At 74.6% G+C, this 18,635-nt stretch carries 15 protein-coding genes and 1 pseudogene; 8 read left to right on the forward strand and 8 right to left on the reverse strand.

What is annotated here, in order from left to right; genetic code table 11:
• The first annotated feature begins 74 nt into the window (after positions 1-74).
• A complete protein-coding gene (locus IEZ31_RS15770) occupies positions 75-1,376 on the forward strand; it encodes an FAD/NAD(P)-binding protein (RefSeq protein ID WP_190250592.1) in 1,302 nt (433 codons plus the stop codon).
• On the opposite strand, the gene IEZ31_RS15775 is transcribed toward IEZ31_RS15770, so the two are convergent.
• Genes IEZ31_RS15775 through IEZ31_RS15790 form a run of 4 tightly spaced genes read right to left on the reverse strand, consistent with a single transcriptional unit; the run spans position 1,335 to position 5,041 of the window.
• On the reverse strand, positions 1,335-1,913 hold the full coding sequence (locus tag IEZ31_RS15775; protein WP_190250593.1) for a GTP-binding protein: 579 nt from the start codon (positions 1,911-1,913) through the stop codon (positions 1,335-1,337). The genes IEZ31_RS15770 and IEZ31_RS15775 overlap by 42 nt on opposite strands.
• Positions 1,894-2,274, reverse strand: coding sequence for a DUF742 domain-containing protein (locus IEZ31_RS15780; protein ID WP_190250594.1), 381 nt, complete (start codon positions 2,272-2,274; stop codon positions 1,894-1,896). Before IEZ31_RS15780 ends, IEZ31_RS15775 begins: the two co-directional genes overlap by 20 nt.
• A complete protein-coding gene (locus IEZ31_RS15785; RefSeq protein WP_190250595.1) occupies positions 2,264-2,683 on the reverse strand; it encodes a roadblock/LC7 domain-containing protein in 420 nt (139 codons plus the stop codon). The genes IEZ31_RS15780 and IEZ31_RS15785 overlap by 11 nt, the downstream gene beginning before the upstream one ends.
• Positions 2,684-5,041, reverse strand: coding sequence for a sensor histidine kinase (locus IEZ31_RS15790; protein ID WP_190250596.1), 2,358 nt, complete (start codon positions 5,039-5,041; stop codon positions 2,684-2,686). It lies immediately after the preceding gene.
• Positions 5,042-5,308: 267 nt separating this feature from the next.
• Here IEZ31_RS15790 and IEZ31_RS15795 point away from each other — a divergent pair, with 267 nt between their 5' ends.
• Positions 5,309-5,710: a hypothetical protein gene (locus tag IEZ31_RS15795; protein ID WP_190250597.1), complete on the forward strand. Its 402-nt coding sequence runs from the start codon at positions 5,309-5,311 to the stop codon at positions 5,708-5,710.
• Positions 5,711-5,728: 18 nt separating this feature from the next.
• On the opposite strand, the gene IEZ31_RS15800 is transcribed toward IEZ31_RS15795, so the two are convergent.
• Together IEZ31_RS15800 and IEZ31_RS15805 are read right to left on the reverse strand one after the other, a co-directional pair.
• Positions 5,729-6,829, reverse strand: coding sequence for a DUF5925 domain-containing protein (locus IEZ31_RS15800; protein WP_190250598.1), 1,101 nt, complete (start codon positions 6,827-6,829; stop codon positions 5,729-5,731).
• 5 nt (positions 6,830-6,834) lie between these two features.
• Positions 6,835-7,869, reverse strand: coding sequence for a bifunctional heptose 7-phosphate kinase/heptose 1-phosphate adenyltransferase (locus tag IEZ31_RS15805; RefSeq protein WP_190250599.1), 1,035 nt, complete (start codon positions 7,867-7,869; stop codon positions 6,835-6,837).
• A gap of 43 nt (positions 7,870-7,912) precedes the next feature.
• On the opposite strand from IEZ31_RS15805, the gene IEZ31_RS15810 reads away from it, so the two are divergent.
• Positions 7,913-9,064 (forward strand): NAD(P)/FAD-dependent oxidoreductase, encoded by a 1,152-nt coding sequence (locus IEZ31_RS15810; RefSeq protein WP_190250600.1) that lies wholly within the window; start codon positions 7,913-7,915, stop codon positions 9,062-9,064.
• On the opposite strand, the gene IEZ31_RS15815 is transcribed toward IEZ31_RS15810, so the two are convergent.
• Complete coding sequence (locus IEZ31_RS15815) at positions 9,032-9,607, reverse strand: PadR family transcriptional regulator (RefSeq protein ID WP_190250601.1); 576 nt, start codon at positions 9,605-9,607, stop codon at positions 9,032-9,034. The genes IEZ31_RS15810 and IEZ31_RS15815 overlap by 33 nt on opposite strands.
• 56 nt (positions 9,608-9,663) lie before the next feature.
• Here IEZ31_RS15815 and IEZ31_RS15820 point away from each other — a divergent pair, with 56 nt between their 5' ends.
• The 5 genes from IEZ31_RS15820 to rpsT all read left to right on the forward strand — a co-directional run bounded on the left by IEZ31_RS15820 (position 9,664) and on the right by rpsT (position 17,256).
• The gene (locus IEZ31_RS15820) at positions 9,664-12,390 is read left to right on the forward strand and encodes an FtsX-like permease family protein (protein ID WP_190250602.1); all 2,727 of its coding nucleotides are present in this window, start codon (positions 9,664-9,666) and stop codon (positions 12,388-12,390) included.
• Between the two features lie 6 nt (positions 12,391-12,396).
• Positions 12,397-13,122, forward strand: a complete 726-nt coding sequence (locus IEZ31_RS15825; protein ID WP_190250603.1) for an ABC transporter ATP-binding protein — start codon at positions 12,397-12,399, stop codon at positions 13,120-13,122.
• Positions 13,123-13,183: 61 nt separating this feature from the next.
• Positions 13,184-15,619 carry a sensor histidine kinase gene (locus IEZ31_RS15830; protein WP_190250604.1) on the forward strand — a complete coding sequence of 812 codons (2,436 nt, stop codon included), beginning with the start codon at positions 13,184-13,186 and terminating at the stop codon, positions 15,617-15,619.
• Between the two features lie 37 nt (positions 15,620-15,656).
• Positions 15,657-16,850, forward strand: a complete 1,194-nt coding sequence (locus tag IEZ31_RS15835; RefSeq protein WP_190250605.1) for a L,D-transpeptidase — start codon at positions 15,657-15,659, stop codon at positions 16,848-16,850.
• Between the two features lie 136 nt (positions 16,851-16,986).
• Positions 16,987-17,256 carry a 30S ribosomal protein S20 gene (gene rpsT, locus IEZ31_RS15840; RefSeq protein ID WP_190250606.1) on the forward strand — a complete coding sequence of 90 codons (270 nt, stop codon included), beginning with the start codon at positions 16,987-16,989 and terminating at the stop codon, positions 17,254-17,256.
• 401 nt (positions 17,257-17,657) lie between these two features.
• Here the strand turns inward: rpsT and IEZ31_RS15845 are convergent.
• Positions 17,658-18,635, reverse strand: a pseudogene (locus tag IEZ31_RS15845) (hypothetical protein); the annotation flags it as partial.

Below are 18,635 nucleotides of genomic sequence, written 5' to 3' on the forward strand. Positions count from 1 at the left end.
GGAGCACGCGACTACACGTCCGGCCGCGCAGCTAGTACCATTAAATCCATCGGCTAGATAGGATTTGAGGCGGCATGCAGACGACCGTGGTGGTGGGTGGCGGATGTAGTGGGGCGCTGACCGCGATCCACCTCGGCCAGGATCCCGGGCAGCGCCTCATCGTCGTCGATCCCGCGCCGCGCGAGGCGCTCGGGCGCGGGGCGGCCTATCGCACCACGGACCCCGGCCACCTGCTCAACTCGCGCGCCGCGGCGATGAGCGCCCTCGCCGACGCCCCCGGCGACTTCGCCGGCTGGTGGCAGGAGCAGGACAACAGCGTCGGGCCGGCCGACTTCGCCCCGCGCCGGGTGTACGGCGACTACCTGCACGACCGGCTGGCCCGGGTCGAGTTCACCCACGTGAAGGGCGCCGCCGCGCGGGTGACCCGGGCGGGCGAGGTGCTGCTGCGCGGCGGCGGCCGGGTCGCCGCCGACCGGGTCGTGCTGGCCCTCGGCCACGGCGCCCCGGCCGGCCCGCTCGCGATCACCTCGGCCGTCCGGACGCACCCCTACTATGTGGGAAACCCGTGGAGCCCGGGCGTGCTCGACCGGGTGCCGGGCGACGTGCCCGTGCTGCTGATCGGCACCGGCCTGACCGCGCTCGACGTCGCCCTGACGCTCAGCGGGCGCGGCCGGCGCGCCCCGATGCTGGCCGTGTCCCGCCGTGGCCTCCTCCCCCAGCCGCACCTGCCCCGGCAGCCGGCGGCGACGAGCGGGCTCGAGTTCCACGGCAGCGACGCCGCCGGCCTGCTGCGCGCCGTGCGCGCGTACGCGGCGACCCAGCCCGACTGGCGGGCGGCCGTCGACCACCTGCGGCCCCGGATCGACGAGCTCTGGTGGCAGCTGTCGGTCGACGCGCGCAAGCGGTTCCTGCGGCACGTGGCCGCGTACTGGGAGGTGCACCGGCACCGCATGGCGCCCGAGGTCGCCGCGCGGGTCGCCGCGCTGCGCGAGAGCGGCGAGCTGCGCACCCGGGCCGCGGCCATCCGGACGATCCGCCGCGGCGAGCGCGGCTTCGTCGTCACCCTCGGCAGCCGGGAGAGCATCCCGGTCGGCGCGATCGTGAACTGCACCGGCCCCGGCGGCGCCGCCTCGTCCGCGCTCGGCCGGGCGCTGCTCGACGACGGCCTGGCCCGCCGCGACCCGACCGGCGTCGGGCTCGACGTCGACGGGCTCGGCCGGCTCATCGACCGAGCCGGCGAGCCGGTCGAGCACCTGCTCGCGGTCGGGCCGACCCGCCGCGGCGCCTGGTGGGAGACGACGGCGGTGCCGGAGATCCGGGCCCAGGCGGCCGCGCTACGCCGGCACGTGCTTGAGCGTCATCACGTGCTCCACTAGCGCGATGAGCACGTCCTTCACCGACCGGCGGTCGCGGGCGTCGCACAGCACGACGGGCACCTCCGGGTCGAGGTCCAGCGCCTTCGCGATGGCCTCGGCGCTGTGCTTCTGCACACCGTCGAAGCAGTTCACGGCGACCAGGAACGGGGTGCCGCGGCCCTCGAAGTAGTCGACCGACGGGAAACAGTCGGTCAGCCGGCGGGTGTCGGCCAGGACGACCGCCCCGAGCGCGCCCAGCGCCAGCTCGTCCCAGAGGAACCAGAAGCGGTCCTGCCCCGGGGTACCGAAGAGGTACAGCACGATGTCGTCGCTGATGCTGATCCGGCCGAAGTCCATCGCGACCGTCGTGGTCCGCTTGCCCTCCACGCCGCCGACGTCGTCGATGCCGACGCCGGCGTTGGTGAGCACCTCCTCCGTCTGCAGGGGACGGATCTCGCTCACCGCGCTGACCAGCGTGGTCTTGCCGACCCCGAACCCGCCCGCGATGAGGATCTTCACCGCGAGGGGGATGTGGCCGTCAGAGCGCTCGGAGACCATTGACAACCGCCTTGAGGATGCGATCGTCGGGCCGCTGCGGCCCGACGGACTGGTCGTACTCCGGTTCGTGCATCTCGATGAGGCCCTGCTGGAGCAGGTCGCCCAGGAGCACGCGCACGACGCCGAGCGCGAGATCGAGATGTGACGCGAGCTCGGCGACCGATACCGGCTCACGGGTACGGGAGAGGATCGACCGCTGCTCGGGCAGCAGGCCCACTTCGCCGGCTCCGTCGGCCCGGCTCACCACGAAGGCGACGAGGTCGAAGGCCCCCGCCGCCGGTTTGGCCCGGCCCCCGGTGACCGCGTACGGGCGCACCACCGGGCCGGCGTCGGAGTCCATCCAGTCGTGATCACCCGACATCGTTGGGTATGCCCGTCCGCGACGGCGCGGTGAGGTACTGCCCGACCCGCGTCACGAGCATCGCCATCTCGTAGGCGATGACGCCGATGTCGGAGTCGGCCGCGCTCAGGACCGCCAGACACGCTCCCTGCCCGGCGGCGGTGACGAACAGGAAGTTGTTGTCCATCTCCACGATGGTCTGCCGGACGCCGCCGCCGTTGAACTGCCGGCCGGCGCTGCGGGCCAGGCTCTGGAAGCCGGACGCCACGGCCGACAGGTGCTCGGCGTTGTCCCGGCCCAGGTCCCTGGACGCCCCCATGAGCAGCCCGTCGGCGGAGAGCACCACGGCGTGCTGCGCCGACTCGACCCGCTCGACCAGATCGTCGAGGAGCCAGTCGAGCTTGCCGGTGCGGCTCGTCGAGTGCGTCACCTATGCGTCCCTTTCCGGAGTTGGTTGATCGCCGAGCTGCGCGGCGTCACGACGCCCGCGCGTGAACCCGGCCTGCAGCGACGACATCATGTCCCGCGTCTGCTCGGGCGAGCGGCCGCCGACGCCGCTGGTCGCGAACTGGGCGGCCGGGATGCCGTCGACCGTGCGCTCGTCCTCCGGGCGCTCCCGCAGCTGCGGGGCGATGCTCGCCTGCCGCCGCCGCCTGGGCAGCCCGTCGTCGGTGAGCTCCGGCGCCTGGGCCGTCGCCGGCACCGGTGGTACCGCCGGCGCCTCCACCGGCTCCGCGAACACGTCGATCAGCGGGGGCGGGCCGACGTCCTCCAGGGTCGGCCGCACGACGTCCCCGGCGTCCAGCTCGAGCACCTCCTCGGCGACGGCCAGCTGCTGCTCGGCCGCGGTCGGCGCGGTGAGCTCCGCCGTGGCGCCGGTGATCAGGTGCGGCGGCACGAGGACGACCGCGGTGACGCCGCCGTAGGGCGACGCGCGCAGCGTGACCCGCACCCCGTGCCGGGCGGCGAGCAGCGCCACCACGAACAGGCCCAGCCGGGCGCTGTTGGCCGGGTCGAAGTCCGGCGGGTGCAGCAGCCGCTGGTTGGCCTGCTCGATCGCCTCCGGCGCCATGCCGAGGCCCCGGTCCTCGATCTCGATCGCGTACCCGTTCGGGACCAGCTGGCCGCTGATCTGCACGCGGGTGTGCGGCGGCGAGTAGGAGGTGGCGTTCTCGATGACCTCGGCGAGGAGGTGGATGACGTCGGCGACGGCCCGGCCGACCAGCGACGCCTCCGGCAGGGCCAGGAACCCGACCCGCGCGTAGTCCTCGACCTCGGAGACGGCGCCGCGGATCACGTCGATCATCGGCACCGGGTTGCGCCAGCCCCGGCCGGGCGCCGCGCCGGCCAGGATGACCAGGTCCTCGGCGTGCCGGCGCATGCGGGTGGCCAGGTGGTCGACCCGGAACAGGTCCTCGAGCTCGTCGGGGTCGGTCGTGCGCCGCTCCATGCGGTCGAGCAGCGCGAGCTGCCGGTGCAGCAGCGTCTGGCTGCGCCGGGCGATGTTGAGGAAGACCTCGTTGAGGCCGCGCCGCAGCTGGGCCTCGTGCGCCGCCGACTGCACGGCGGTGCGCTGGACGGCGCTGAAGGCGTTGCCCAGCTTGCCGATCTCGTCCGCACCGTACTCCAGGGGCGGCGCGGCGAGCACCACGTCGACCTCCTCGCCGTGGCGCAGCCGGCCGACCAGCTCGGGCAGGCGCACGTCGGCGAGGTGCTGGGCGTCGTGGCGCAGCCCGGTGAGCCGCCGGATGAGCGACCGGCCGATGCGGATCGACAGCGCGACCGAGACGGCGACCGCGAGCAGGCCCAGGACGGCGGCGGCGACCAGCCGCAGGATGATGCCCACGCCGACCGGCTCGGCGTTGGCCGAGATCTGCGAGCCGAACTCCAGGTCGAGGGTGCGCAGCTGCTCGACGAGCTTGTCGTAGGCGTCGCGCCAGACCGCCACGTCGATCGGCAGCGGGGCGTTGACCCGGGCCTCGGCCAGGATCTTGTCCTCCAGCTGCCGCACCTGCTTGTAGGAGTCGCTGCTCGTGACCGGCGTCCAGAACTGCGCCCGGGCGTCGTCGGGCAGCTCGACCACGGCGTCGGCGTACGCGGTCCGCTTCGCCCCGATCGACGCGATCAGGTCGGCGCTCTCGGCCTTCACGAACTTCCCGGCCGCCGCGGCCCCGTTGACCAGCGCGTCCTCGCGGGCGAACAGCTCCCGCGCGCGGCTCGTCGCGATCACCGTGCGGGCGTTGCGGGTGAGCTCGGCGTCGCTGACCCCGGGCAGGGAGTTGTACCAGCGGTAGAAGGCGTCGATCGGCGCCGCGTAGGCGTCCATGGCGCCGGCCCGGTCGACCTGCCCGAGCGTGACCGCGGTCCGGCCGGGTTCGAGCTGGTCGAGCGCCTTGAGCACCTCCTGGAGCCGCCCGCGGGCGTTCGCCGGCAGCGCGTCCTGGAGGTTGTCGTCCTCGGCCCGGGTGCGGAAGGCGGCGATCGCCTCGTTGGTCTTGCCCCGCTGCTCGGTCAGCGCGGCGAGCGCGGGCGACCCCTCGGTCCGCCCGGCCGCGATGGCCACCACCGACAGCTTGCGCTCACGCTGCAGCTCGACGATGACGGACTCGGACGGCTTGCCGGTGAGCTCGTAATACGTCTGGCTGTTGAACAGCTCGAACGCCGCTCCGGCGGTGAGGCTCGTGGCGAACACCCACATCACCACCAGCGACGCCAGCGGCGGCACGAGCAGGGTAATGATCTTGGCGCGGATCGACCACGTGCGGATTCTCCACGAGCTGCTCTTCATGCGGTCGGTCCTCGATGGGGGAAGTCGAGCGGACGGACTGGGTGGCGCACGGGGGTTGCTCCCGGGGCATGATACGGACAGGCGGGCCGGGAAGTCACCAGCGAGGTGTCGCGCGTCCCAAACCGGGCCGGTCGCCACGTCGCACGGCCGCCCTTCTCACCCACGATTCCCCCCGCCGACCCGGCACCGGCCGGCCTCACCCGGCGCCCTCCTCGATCTCGCCCGCCGGGCGGTGTGCGCCACCTTCCCCAGGGCAGGGCGGCCGCCATGCGGGGTGGACGGTGGATCGTCGCGATCGGCGCCTGGACGGCATGCACGGCGGCGATCAGTGCATTGGGCATCGGCAAGATGGAGGACGCACGGTCCGCGCTCCTGAGGTCCGCCGCCCGCCCGCCGGCCGGCGCCACGCCGGCCGCCTCGGCCTCCCCGTCGGCGTCCGGCGCCGTCCCGAAGGTGCTCACGTCCCCGGGCGGCAGCGTGGTCGCGAGCTGCGACCGCGGGATGGTGTGGGCGCAGTGGCTCCGCCCCGCCAGCGGGTTCCGGGTGGCGGACGCCACCCAGGGGCCGGCGAAGGAGTCACGTGTCACCTTCAAGACTGACGGACGCGAGGTACGCCTGGTGATGCACTGCGCCGACACCGGCCCAACGGTGGACGTCACCCTCGGCTGAGCGGCCACATCTCGCGGGCTACAGGTACAGGCCGACGCGCGGCGGGTCGTCGTCCGGCACCGTGACGCGCGTGGTGCCGGCGCGCAGCTCGTACAGCTCGGCCAGCGTCGCCCCGTCCGGGCCGATGCCCGTCGCCGTGCCCAGCCAGGCCGCGGCCTCGTCGAACGGCAGCGGGGAGACGTGCAGCTGGGCCAGGCAGCGGCCCGGGCGGACCACCGCCGGGTGCAGCCGCGACAGGTCCTCGTTCGTGGTGATCGCGACCAGCACGTCGCGCCCCTGGCCGAGCAGGCCGTCGGTGAGGTTCAGCAGCCGGGACAGCGCCTGGCCGGCCGCCTGCTTCGCCTCGCCGCGGATCAGCTCGTCGCAGTCCTCCAGGAGCAGCAGCCGCCACTTGCGCGGGGCGTCGCCGTCGGAGTCGGCGCCGAGGGCGGTGTCCATGAGGTACGCCGGATCGCTGAACAGGCGCTCCGGGTCCAGGACGCAGTCGACCTGGCACCAGTCGCTCCACTGCCGGGCGAGCGTGCGCAGCAGGGTGGTCTTCCCGGTGCCCGGCGGGCCGTGCAGCAGGATGAGCCGGCCGCTGACCTGCTCGGCCGTGACCGCCACCAGGCGGTCGAGGGCCTCGGCGGTCTTGGCCGAGTAGTTGCCGCGGATCGCGGACCACGGCTCGGTCGTGATCTGCCGCGGCTTGCGGCGGGGCCCGTGCTGGCCGAAGTGCCAGAAGCCGATCTCGACCGACTCGTCGCCCGGTGGCGGCGGCTCCTCGGCGCCGTCGACGGCCGAGTGCAGCACGCGGTCGGCCAGGTCCGGGTCGACGGCGGTCACCGTCACGACGCCGTTGCGGCTGTGGTGCCAGCGGGTCGCGCGCAGGGTCCAGCCGTCGCCGGCCGCGAGCGTGCAGCGGTCCTCGTCGTCGACGGCCTCGCGCAGCACGGTGGAGCCCTCGGGCACCAGCGTCGCGTCCCGGCGCACGTTGGACAGGCGCTTGGTCCGGGCGTGCGGCTGCTGCCCGGAGACGAAGGCGGACAGCGCCAGCACGTCGAGCACGTCGATCACGCTGTCGCTGTCGTCGACCCAGGAGGTGACAGGGATCGCGGCGGTCGGCTCGACGGGACGCATGCGTATCAGGATCGGGCCGGCGCCCCGTCCGGTACACCAATTTTCTCATCGGCAGCGGGGGCACGCACGAGCAACGGGGGGCACACCGCGGTACCGATGCCGCGGATGGCCATCGACGCGCACCGCTGGGCGACGGCGGCCGACTCAGTCACGTCGGCACCGGCCAGGCGGGCCAGCACGAACCCGGCCGCGTAGGCGCCGCCCGCGCCGGCCGCGTGGCTGCGCCGGGCCGGGGCGGCCGACGTCTGCACGGACACGCCGTTCTGGGTCATCACGACCGAGCCCTCGGCGTCGAGCGTCACCGCGACGGTCGTGGCGCCGGTGTGCCGCAGCAGCAGGCCGCGGGCGGCGCCGATCGCGCCGACGCGGTCCTCGGGGGCCGCCACGGGGGCCGCCTCGCCGAGCACCCGGCAGGCCTCGGCCCAGCTCGGGGTCACCAGGTCGGGGCCGAGCGGCGCCCACGGGGAGAGGTCGTGCGCGTCGACGGCGAGCAGCGGCAGGTCCAGCCGGCGGGCGGCGAACACGGCGCGCACGGCGGCGCCGAGCGTCCCGATGCCGTAGTCGCAGACGACGACGGCATCGGGACGCTCGGCGAGCGCCTCGTCGAGGCGGTTGACGACGGACTCGGCGGCGGCCGGGGCCAGCGGGCCGGTGTCGCCGTCGTCGAAGCGGACCAGGACGTGCTCCTCGGCGACCACGCGCCGCTTGGTCACGGTCCGCCGCCCGATCGCGGTGACCAGGCGGTCGGCGACGCCGCTGTCCCAGACGCAGGTGCGCAGGCGGGCACCGTCGTCGTCGTCGCCGACCGCGCCGACGAGCGTGGTGCGGGCGCCGAGGGCGGCGAAGTTGGCGGCGGTGTTGGCGGCGCCGCCGCAGCACTCGCGCGTGGCGTCGAGGGCGATGACCGGCACCGGCGCCTCCCGGCTCAGCCGGGTCGGGGTGCCGGCCAGCCAGCCGTCCAGCAGGGCGTCGCCGATGACGAGCACGGAGGAGCCGCGCCAGTTCGCGGCCAGCGTTGCGAAGTTGCTCGGGGATCTCACCGGCGGCGCGTACCCCGCCCCGAACGAATCATGCCCTGCGACAATGTCCGGTATCGAACGGGTAGACGTGGCGATCATCGGCGGTGGCATGGCCGGCATGTCCATCGCCGCGGAGCTCGCCGAGCTGGACAGCCGGCTGGCGGAGCGGTCCGAGCGGGAACCGCTGCGCCTCACCGTGCTCGAACGCGAGCACCAGTTCGGCTACCACACCACCGGCCGGTCGGTGGCCGCGCTCCTGGAGAGCTACGGCTCGCCGGAGGTCCGGGCGCTCACCCGGGCCTCGCGCGTGATCCTCGACGCGATGGGCGCCGAGTCCGGCACGCCGCTGCTGCGGACCCGCCCGCTGGTCTGGATCGCCCGCGAGGACCAGCTGGGCCTGCTCAACGCCCTGCTCACCGGCAACCCGGCGGTGCGCGGCGTCGACCCGGCCGGCGCCCGCACCCTGTGCCCGGCGCTGCGCCCGGAGGCGATCGCCCGGGCGGCGGTCGAACGCACGGCCCAGGACGTCGACGTCGACGGGCTGCTCGAGCTGTACCGCACGCGCGCCGCCGCGGCGGGAGTACGCCTGCGGACCGCGATCGGGCTGGAGTCCGGCGAGTGGACCGGCGACGGCTGGCGGCTGACCACCGACCGCGGCGAGCTGTTCGCCGGCCGGGTCGTCAACGCGGCCGGCGCCTGGGCCGACGCCGTCGCCCGGCGGCTCGAGGTCGCCCCCGCCGGGCTGACCCCGCTGCGCCGCACGGTCGCGGTCGTCGGCGCGCCCGGCGTGCTGCCGAGCTGGCCGCTCGTGCTCGACGTGGGCGACGCGTTCTACTTCCGGCCGGAGCGCGGCGGGCTGCTCGTGTCGCCCGCCGACGAGACGCCGTCGCCGCCGGTCGACGCGGCCGCGGCGCCGGCCGACGTCGAGCTGGCCCTGGAGCGGGTCCGCGCGGCGACCACGCTCGACCTGCGGACGGTCCGCACCAGCTGGGCCGGGCTGCGCACGTTCGCGCCCGACCGCAACCCGGTCGTCGGGCCGGATCCGCGGCAGGAGGGCTTCTTCTGGTTCGCCGGGCAGGGCGGCGCGGGCATCCAGGCGGCGCCGGCGCTGGCCCGGCTGGCGGCCGCCAGGCTGCTCGGCGAGGAGTACGAGGTGCCGGGCCTCGACCCCGGGTCGCTGTCGTCAGGCGGTCGCGGACAGCCCGCCCCGGCGTGACGTCTGCGGGCGGGTCAGCGCGCCCTCGGTCTGCAGCAGCGCCCGGTCGGCGTCGTCGAGGAACGCCAGATCGGCCTCGACGTGCCGGACGGCGGCCGACAGCAGCAGCCGCACCACCGGGTCGTCGGCCTTGCGCCGCAGCCCGTCGAGGTTGCGCAGCTCCCGCAGGAGGTGGGCGCGCTGGTGGCCGAGCACCCGCAGCACCACCTCCCGGTCCGCGGAACGGGCGGCCGCGGTCAGCTTGAGGAAGAAGTCGTCGCGGAACCCGCCGCTGCGCGGGCTCGCCTCGCCCAGCCAGCGGCCCAGCTCCGCCCGCCCCTCGCCGGTGATCTCGTACATCACCCGGTCGGGCTTCACCGCCTGCGACTGACGCTGCGACTGCACGAGGCCGTCGCGGGAGAGCCGGTCGAGGATCTGGTAGAGGTGGCCGATGTTCAGCGGGCCCCACTGCGGGCCGACGGCGGACTCGAAGGCGCCCTTGAGCTCGTAGCCGTAGCTGGGCCCGTCCGACAGCAGCGACAGCACCGCGTGATGGATCGGCATGCGTGGAGCCTACCCGGCCCTTGCATTGTCGCAATGCATTGCGACAGAGTATGCGCGTGATCCCGTTCATCTGGGCGCAGCTACGGGGGCGCGCGGCGAGGTCGGTGGCGCTGCTGGTGGGCGTGCTCACCGCGACCACCGGCTTCACCGTGCTGACGGGGGCGACCGCGACGGCCCGGCTGGAGGTCACCGGCGAGGTCGACCGCAACGCGCGCACGACGTACGAGATCCTGGTCCGGCCGCACGGCACGCGGACCGGGCCCGAGGACGAGCGGGCGATGGTGCAGCCCAACGCGCTGTCCGGGATCTACGGCGGGCTGACGCCGGGCGACCTGGCGAAGGTGCGGGCCGTTCCGGGCATCGACGTGGCCGCGCCGATCGCCATGGCCGGCTGGGCCAACGCCCCGATGGCGGTCGACGTCGACGTCACCGGCCTCGTCGACCGCTCGCTGGACCGGCAGGTGCTCCGGCTCGACCGGACGTTCCTGGCCGACCGGGGGCTGAGCAGCGCGACCGGCCGCCCGCTGTACGTCTACGTCACCAAGCACGCCGTCTCGTGGCCGATCGGCGGCTTCGGCCCGGGCGAGGTCCCGTTCACCGGCGGCGAGCGGCGGCTCGGGAGGGACCTGTGCGGCGGCGAGGAGACCGTGCTCGAGGACGGGCAGCCGGTCTGCGCCTGGATCACCGGCGCGGTCATGTCCGACCTGCTCACCGACCGGCAGTACACCGACCTGCAGATCGTCCGGCTGGCGCCCGACGGCTCGTTCGAGACGGCCGACCCGGTCACCGGCGGCGTCCGCACGGACCGCGTGGTCGTCCGGCTCGCCTGGCACGTCCCGCTGCTGGTCGCGGCCGTCGACCCCGAGGCCGAGCAGCGGCTGGTCGGGCTGGGCGGCGCGCTGACCGCCGGGCGGTACCTCGGCCCCGCCGAGCACTACACGGAGGACCGGTTCACCGGCCGCCTGCCGGTGATCGCGGCCGACCGGGCGTACCCGGACAACGCGGCCCGGGTCGCCATCTCACGCGTCCCGGTCGCCGCCGCCCCGCCCGGCTCGTCGGTGCAGGACGCGCTGGCCGCGCTCGACGGCCTCAAGCAGCCGCTGGTCGAGACCCGGGCGTTCGCGGCCGAGGAGGTCTACCGGGACATGCTCGCCCTGCAGCTGCGGCTCGGCGGCGGGCCATCGCTCGAACAGTTCATGCAGGTCGGCGGCGTGCGGTACCGCAGCGGGGCGGACGGCTCGCTGAGCCCCGAGACGACCGAGGCCGACCCCGGGGCCTGGCGCACGGAGGTGCGGGGCCTCGCGGTGCCGTGGCAGATCGACGACACCGCCTTCCGCGAGATCCGGCAGGTCGGCTGGCTCGACAGCCCCGGACGGCTGCACTCCACGACCGTCGTCGGGACGTTCGACCCCGCCCGCCTGGAGACGTACCAGGCCCCGGAGGCGGGCGGCGCCGACCCGGCCACCCGGTCGCTGCTCGGCGGCCGGCCGCTGCGGCCGGGCGGCAACCCGGCGGCGTACCTCGCCTCGCCCCCGGCCCTGCTCACCACCCTGCCCGCGCTGACCGAGCTGCTCGCCCACACCACCGCGCCGAACCGGGACGCGCCGATCAGCGCCATCCGGGTCCGGGTCGCCGGGGTCGAGCGGTTCACCGCCACCTCCCGCGAGCGGGTCCGGGTCGTGGCCGAGCGGATCGCCGCCACGACCGGGCTGGACGTCGACATCACGTACGGCTCGTCGGCCGCGCCGCAGGGCGTCGACCTGGCGGCCGGCCGCTACGGCCGGCCCGCGCTGCGGCTCGGCGAGCTGTGGACGCGCAAGGGCGTGGCCGCGGCCATCGTCAGCGCGGTCGACCGCAAGAGCGCGCTGCTGTTCGGGCTGGTGCTGATCGTGTGCGCGCTCTTCCTCGGCAACGCCGTCGCCGCCGCGGTCCGCGACCGGCGCGCCGAGCTGGCCACGCTGAGCGCGCTCGGCTGGCCGGCCCGGCGGATCTTCGGGGCGGTGCTGGGCGAGGTGACGCTCATCGGGCTGGTGGCCGGGGCCGGCACGCTGCTGCTCGCCGCGCCGCTGGGCGCGCTGCTCGACGTGCGCGTGTCGTGGGGCCGGTCGCTGCTCGCGGTGCCGGTCGCGGTCGCGCTCGCCGCGCTGGCCGGGGCCGGGCCGGCGGCGGGGGCGGCCCGGTCCCGGTTCCCCGCCGCCTGGCTGCGCTTCCGCGCCGCGCGCGCCCGGTTCGCCACGCGCGCGTCCGGGCCGGTGACGCTCGGGCTGGCCAACCTGGTCCGGGTGCCCGGGCGGACGCTGCTCGGCGCCGGGGCCCTGGCCGTCGGGCTCGGCGCGGCCACCCTGCTGGGCGCGGTCACGTTCGCGTTCCACGGCGCGATCGTCGGCACGCTGCTCGGCGACGCGGTGTCGCTGCAGGTCCGCACGGTGGACACGATCGCGGTGGCCTCGACGGTACTGCTGGGCGCCGTCGCGGTCGCCGACGTGCTCTACCTCAACATCCGGGACCGGGCCGCGGAACTGGCGACGCTGCGCGCCACCGGCTGGACCGCCGGGGCGCTCGGCCGGCTCGTCGCCGCGGAGGGCTTCGGCATCGGCGTCCTCGGCGGGCTGCTCGGCGCCGGGCTGGGGCTCGGCGGCGCGGCCTGGCTGGTCGGCGCGGTGACCACCGGCCTGCTGCTCACCGCGGCCGGCGCCGTCGCGGCCGGGGCGCTGCTGGCCACCGCCGCCGCGCTGGTCCCCGCGCTCCTGCTGCCCACCGCCCGCGCTCTCTCGGAGGAGTGACCGCCCATGACCACCGGCGCCGTCAGCATCAGCGGGCTCGCCAAGCGCTTCGGCACCATCACGGCGGCCGACGACGTGACGCTGGAGATCGCCGCGGGCAGCCTCACCGCGGTCACCGGGCCGAGCGGCTCCGGCAAGTCGACGCTGCTGCACCTCGTGGGCGCGATCGAGGCCGCCGACGCGGGGACGATCGTCGTCGACGGCGTCGAGGTGACCTCGCTGCGCCGGCGGCGCCTGAGCGAGTACCGGCGGACGGTGGGGTTCGTCTTCCAGCGGTACCACCTCCTCCCGGCCCTGACCGCCCTGGACAACGTCATCGCCCCGGTCCTGCCGTTCCGGGTCGGCTTCGACAAGCGGCAGCGGGCGCGGGAGCTGCTCGACGCGGTCGGCCTGGCGGACCGCGAGCGGGCGCTGCCGTCCCAGCTCTCCGGCGGCCAGCAGCAGCGGGTGGCGATCGCGCGCGCCCTCGTCGGGGCGCCGCGGCTGCTGCTCGCCGACGAGCCGACCGGCAACCTCGACTCGGCGACCGGCGGGCAGATCCTCGACCTGCTGCTCGACCTGCGGGAGGAGCGCGGCATGACGGTGCTGCTGGCCACCCACGAGCAGCAGATCGCCGCCCGGTGCGACCGGCTGCTGCGCCTCGCCGACGGGCGGGTGACCGACGACCTCGACCTGACCGCGGGCGAGTCGCCGGCGTCGACCCTGGCCCGCGCCACGCAACTGCGGCTTTAGCCGGGTTTTGCCCCTTTTCGCGGGTACGATCAGCACTACGTGCTTGCGGGTTGGGGGTGACATGCCGCAACTCGGTACCGATGTGTCGGCGGAGCCCGAACGGCTCGCCTCCCTGCGGCGGGCACAGACGCTGCTGACGACGTCGGCGGCGCCCGTCGACGGCCTGGTCCGCCTGGCGGCCCGCGCCGCCGCGGCGCCCGTCGGCCTGCTCACGCTGGTCGACGACGAGCGCATGCACATCGTCGGCCGGCACGGGCTGCCGCCGGCGCTCGACCGCGTGCAGGCGGAGCCGGCCGTGAGCTCGTTCTGCCAGTTCGTGGTGCGCGAGGCCGCCCCGCTGGTGGTCCGCGACGCCCGGGCCGACCCGATGCTGCGCGACCTCGGCACCGTGCGGCGGCTCGGCGTCACCGCCTACCTGGGCCAGCCGGTCCACGACCGGGAGGGCCGCACGCTCGGTGCGGTCTGCGTCGTCGACTCGGTGCCGCGGCACTGGACCGACGACGACGTCGCGGCCGTGGGCGAGTGCGCGGCGCTGCTCGAGGTGATGCTCGCCGCCGAAATCATCCGCGAGGACATCGCGCTGGCCGCGGCGGAGACGGACGCGGTCCTGGAGACCGCGCTCGAGGCGTTCGTGGCGATCGAGCTGACCGGCGAGATCACGCGGTGGAACCGGGCCGCCGAGCGCACCTTCGGCTGGTCCGCCGCGGAGGCGGTCGGGCGGCAGGTCGACGAGCTGGTCATCCCCGAGCGGTTCCGCGCCGCCCACCGCGCCGGCCTGGCCCGGCTCGCGCGGGGCGGGCTGCCGAAGCTCATCGGGCAACGGCTGCAGCTGTGGGCGAACAACAAGGCCGGCGTGGAGTTCCCGGTCGAGCTCACGCTCAACGTGGTCGACGGCCCGCTCGGCCGGCACGCCCACGCGTTCATCTACGACATCAGCGAGCGGGTCACCGCCGAGCGGCAGCTGGCCCGCGAACGGCACTTCCTGGCCGCGCTGCTCGACAACCTCGACGCCGGCGTGGTCGCCTGCGACGAGCGCGGCCGCACGATCCTGTACAACCGCGCGCTGCGCGAGATCACCGGCTTCGACGCCGACCTGTCGACCAGCGAGGACTGGCCCGACGAGCTGCCGCTGGCCCGGGCGTTCCACGGCGAGCACGTCCGCGACGCCGAGTTCGTGCTGCAGCTGCCGGACCGGCCGCGCCGGGTGTTCACCGCCAACGCGCAGCCGATCCGCGACACCGACGGCAACCGGCTCGGCGCGGTCGCCGCGCTGCACGAGGTCACCGACCGGCGGCGGGCCCAGCGGGTCATCGAGTGCGAGCTGGCCGTCTCCCGCATCCTGGAGCAGGCGAGCACGATCGAGGAGGCCGGGCCGGAGCTGCTGGAGGCGGTCGCCCGCACGCTGCAGTGGCCGCACAGCGAGCTGTGGATCGTCGACAAGGTCGGCAACGTGCTGCGCAACGCGGCGATGTGGACGCAGTCGGGGTACGAGATCCCGCCGCCCGGGCCGCTCGCGCCGGGCAAGGGCGTCTCCGGCATCGCCTGGGAGACCGGCCAGCCTGCCTGGATCCCGGACATCTCGGTCGTCGGCTCCCGGCTGCGCCTGCCGTCGCTCGCCGAGCACGGCCTGCGGGTCGGCCTCGCCGTGCCGATCCGCGACGGCACGGGCGTCACCGGCACGATCAGCTTCTTCGGCGACGCCGCCGAGGAGCCCGAGCAGTCGCTCATCGCGCTGCTGTCCGGCATCGCCGCGCACGTCGGGCAGTTCCTGGAGCGCCGCCGGGCCGAGGACCTGGCCAGGCAGCTCGCCAAGACCAAGGACGAGTTCATCGCGCTGGTCGGCCACGAGCTGCGCACCCCGCTGACCTCCATCTCCTCGTACACCGAGCTGCTCCTCCACGACGACGCCGACGAGGCGACCCGCAGCCAGTTCCTGGCGGTGATCGCCCGCAACGCCGAGAACCTCCGCGCGATCATCGACGACCTGCTCGACCTCGCCGGCCTGGAGAGCGGCTACGTGACGATGGTCGAGCGGCCGCTGGACTTCGCGGCCGTCGTGCGCGAGGTGGCGGCCGCGAACGCGCAGGCGGCCCGGGAGAAGGACCTCGACGTGGCGGTCCGGCTGCCGGACGGCCCGGCGCCGGTCTCCGGCGACCTGCCGCGGCTGCGCAAGGTGGTCGACCACCTGGTCACCAACGCCGTCAAGTTCACGCCGGCCGGCGGCCGGGTCGAGATCGAGCTGGACGGCGACGTGGCGGGCGTCACGCTGCGCGTCACGGACACCGGCGTCGGCATCCCGGCCGGGGAGCGTTCCCGGCTGTTCGAGCGCTTCTTCCGCGGCTCGAACATCCGAAACCAGGGCGTTCCGGGCACCGGACTGGGCCTGGCCATCAGCCGTACCGTGATCGAACGGCACGGTGGCACGATCACCGTCACCGACCATGGGGACAAACCGGGCACAACGTTCGTCGTGCGCCTGCCGGCTTACTGTCCTTGAGCTGCACTTCGCGAAATCCGCGGGCAGACTGGGTGGCATGCGTGGACGACGATGGACCCCGCTCGTCGTGGTGAGTGCGTTGCTGCTCTCCGCGTGCGGCGGCGGCAATGGCAGCACCTGGAAGGGCCCCGGCGGGTCGGCGGCCTCCCCCGCGGGTCCCAAGCCGGTCGTGTCGGCCCCGGCCGACGGGGCGAAGGACGTGTCGACGGCCACGGAGATCGTCTACACGGCACAGTCCGACGCGACGGTGACGCTGAAGGACGCCTCCGGAGCCACGGTCGAGGGCGCCCCGTCGCCCGCTTCGGCCTCGTCCTCCGCCCCGCCTTCGTCGTCGCCCTCGACGGCTTGGCTGCCGGCGAAGCAGCTCAAGTACGCCACCGAGTACACGGCGACGGTGACCGCCGGCGGCGCCACCACCGAGGTGAAGTTCACCACGATGGCCAAGCCGGCGAGCCTGTCGCGGGTCACCAGCCAGGTCGGCGACAACCAGGTCGTCGGCGTCGGCATGATGATGATCCTGTCCTTCGGCGTGGACATCCCGAAGGACAAGCGGGCCGACGTGCAGCAGCACCTGTTCATGTCCTCCGACCCGCCGCAGGAGGGCACCTGGAACTGGTTCAGCTCCAAGGAGATCCACTACCGCCCGAAGGAGTACTGGCAGCCGGGCACGAAGCTGTCCCTGCGCGCCGCGCTCGGGGGCGTCTCCTTCGGCGGCAAGTGGTACGGCGAGAAGGACCTCACCGTCGACGCCTCCGTGGGCAAGCGGCTCATCATGGAGGTCGACAACGCGACCAAGCAGATGACGGTGACCGAGGACGGCGTCCTGCTCAAGACGATGCCCGTCTCCCTGGGCAAGGCGAGCAGCCCGTCGGACAGCGGCAACTTCATCGTGATGGTCAAGAACGAGTGGGAGTGGTTCGACTCGTCGACGTACGGCGTCCCGGTCGACTCCGGCGAGGGCTACCGCACGAAGGTCCAGTTCCCGCAGCGCATCACGTGGAGCGGCCAGTACATCCACGCCGCCCCCTGGTCGGTCAAGGACCAGGGCAAGCGCAACGTCTCCCACGGCTGCGTGAACATCTCGCTGGAGCTGGCCCAGTGGCTCTACGGCATCACCCACATCGGCGACCCGGTGATCGTGAAGAACACCGAGGCGCGCGTGAAGTACGGCGACGGCTGGACCGACTGGGAGCTCCCCTGGGACCAGTACAAGAAGGGCAGCGCCCTGTAGCGGCCCACCTTCCCCACTCGGGGTCGTTTTGGCTGGCCGGGGTGGGACCTGGTAGCCTGATTTTTCGCGCACGGTGACGCGTCCCTGTTGCTTGCGCCAAGAAACCCGATTACGAGCTAGCAGACGAGGCTGTCGCGTGGCGAACATCAAGTCCCAGATCAAGCGCAACCGGCAGAACGAGAAGCGCCGCCTGCGCAACAAGTCGGTCAAGTCGTCGCTGAAGACGGCGATCCGCAAGTTCCACGAGGCGACCGCCGCCGGTGACACCGACACGGCCACCGCGCTGCTGCATGACGCTTCCCGGAAGCTGGACAAGGCCGCCAGCAAGGGCGTGATCCACAAGAACCAGGCCGCCAACCGCAAGTCGGCCATCACCAAGAAGCTCAGCGGCCTGACCTCCGCCTGACCGCATTCTTGCCCGCGAAAAGCGCCGCCCTCCAGGTCGAGTGGCGGCGCTTTCGCATGCCGCCCTACCCATGATCCATGGAGAGTTCCGGTCGCCATGACAGCCGGAAGTCTCCATGGATCATGGGCCGGCCCCGATCCGGGCGACCCGGCCGCGTCGCCGGCCTCGCGGTCCCGGTCGGCTGCCACGGCACCGACCTGCGTCCGGGGCCCCGGAGCAGGTCGGCGGGGTGCGCGAACGGACCGGTTCGTCCAACGCCTCGGCGTGGGACGGGCCTCGGTGAGGGTCGGGTCGGGCCTCGGCGGGGGCAAGCTTCGGCGAGGGCGAGCTTCGGCGAGGGCGAGCCTCGGTGGGCGAGCTTCGGTAGAGCGGGCTTCGGCGGGGGCGGGCTTCGGTGAGGGTCAGGCGAAGCGGCCCTGATTGATGCCGCCCGTACGCTGGCGGGCCAGGTCGTCGTCCGTCCGCCACGGGCGTTCCGCGTGGCGGCCCGCGGTGAAGTGACCCGTCGACACGTTGTCGGTCGTCTCGTCCGCGCGGCGGCGGCCGCCGATCGGCCTGGCGTGGCGGGGTCCGCCCGTGGCGTCGCGATTGTACGCGCGCTCGGCGGCCTCGCCGTCGCGGAGCCGGACGTCCGAGTCGCCGTGGTGGTGCTCGCCGCGGTAGGGCTCGGCGCCGTGCTGCCCCGCCTGGTACGCCTCGCCCCGCGCCGCGTGGTCGCGGGCCGCCTGCTCGCGGTCGGCCTCCGAGAACGCGGCCCGCTGGCCCGTGTCCTCGGCGCCGTAGGTGCCCTCCGCCGAGACGTACGCGCTGCCCCGCCCGTCGTCCCGGCCCGACCGGCCGATGCGGGGGTCCCAGCCGCCGTCGCCGCCCCACGCCGCCTGGTTCGCCCAGCCGGTCTCCTCGTCCCACTCGTCCTGGCGGCCGCGCGACGCCCGGTCCGGGCCGCCGGTCCAGGCCGACGGGTCGCCCCAGCCGGTCGCGTCGTCCGTGGCGTCGCGGTCGCCCCACGCGGCCCGGTCGCCCCACGCCGTCTCGTCGCCCCAGTTACGCCGGGCGGCCGCGGTCGGGTGGCCGCCCGCCGGGGTGCTCCACGCGGCCTGGTCGCCCCAGCCCACGGTGTCGTCCGAGTACAGGCCGGAGCCGCCCCGCGCACCCGCCACCGGCTCGACCGACCCGCCCCACTCCCCGTGACCGCCCGCGACGCCCCACTCGCCGTCCCGGGACCGCCGGCCCGGAGCATCGTGCGACGCCCGCTCGTCCTCGCGCCGCCCCTGGCCACCGTCCGTCCACTCGCCGCGCTCGGCACCGTCCGTCCAGGCCGCACCGTCCGTCCAGGCCGCACCGTCCGTCCAGGCCGCACCGTCCGTCCAGGCCGCACC

Source organism: Dactylosporangium sucinum (assembly GCF_014647515.1).
GTDB lineage: Bacteria > Actinomycetota > Actinomycetes > Mycobacteriales > Micromonosporaceae > Dactylosporangium > Dactylosporangium sucinum.

Excerpts from the sequence above, each read along its gene's own strand:
- IEZ31_RS15800 (WP_190250598.1), bottom strand. The coding sequence starts at position 6,829 with ATGCGTCCCGTCGAGCCGACCGCCGCGATCCCTGTCACCTCCTGGGTC.
- IEZ31_RS15815 (WP_190250601.1), bottom strand. The coding sequence starts at position 9,607 with ATGCCGATCCATCACGCGGTGCTGTCGCTGCTGTCGGACGGGCCCAGC.
- IEZ31_RS15825 (WP_190250603.1), top strand. The coding sequence starts at position 12,397 with ATGACCACCGGCGCCGTCAGCATCAGCGGGCTCGCCAAGCGCTTCGGC.
- IEZ31_RS15770 (WP_190250592.1), top strand. The coding sequence starts at position 75 with ATGCAGACGACCGTGGTGGTGGGTGGCGGATGTAGTGGGGCGCTGACC.
- IEZ31_RS15810 (WP_190250600.1), top strand. The coding sequence starts at position 7,913 with ATGTCCGGTATCGAACGGGTAGACGTGGCGATCATCGGCGGTGGCATG.
- IEZ31_RS15775 (WP_190250593.1), bottom strand. The coding sequence starts at position 1,913 with ATGGTCTCCGAGCGCTCTGACGGCCACATCCCCCTCGCGGTGAAGATC.
- IEZ31_RS15835 (WP_190250605.1), top strand. The coding sequence starts at position 15,657 with ATGCGTGGACGACGATGGACCCCGCTCGTCGTGGTGAGTGCGTTGCTG.
- IEZ31_RS15790 (WP_190250596.1), bottom strand. The coding sequence starts at position 5,041 with ATGAAGAGCAGCTCGTGGAGAATCCGCACGTGGTCGATCCGCGCCAAG.
- IEZ31_RS15780 (WP_190250594.1), bottom strand. The coding sequence starts at position 2,274 with ATGTCGGGTGATCACGACTGGATGGACTCCGACGCCGGCCCGGTGGTG.
- IEZ31_RS15830 (WP_190250604.1), top strand. The coding sequence starts at position 13,184 with ATGCCGCAACTCGGTACCGATGTGTCGGCGGAGCCCGAACGGCTCGCC.
- IEZ31_RS15795 (WP_190250597.1), top strand. The coding sequence starts at position 5,309 with ATGCGGGGTGGACGGTGGATCGTCGCGATCGGCGCCTGGACGGCATGC.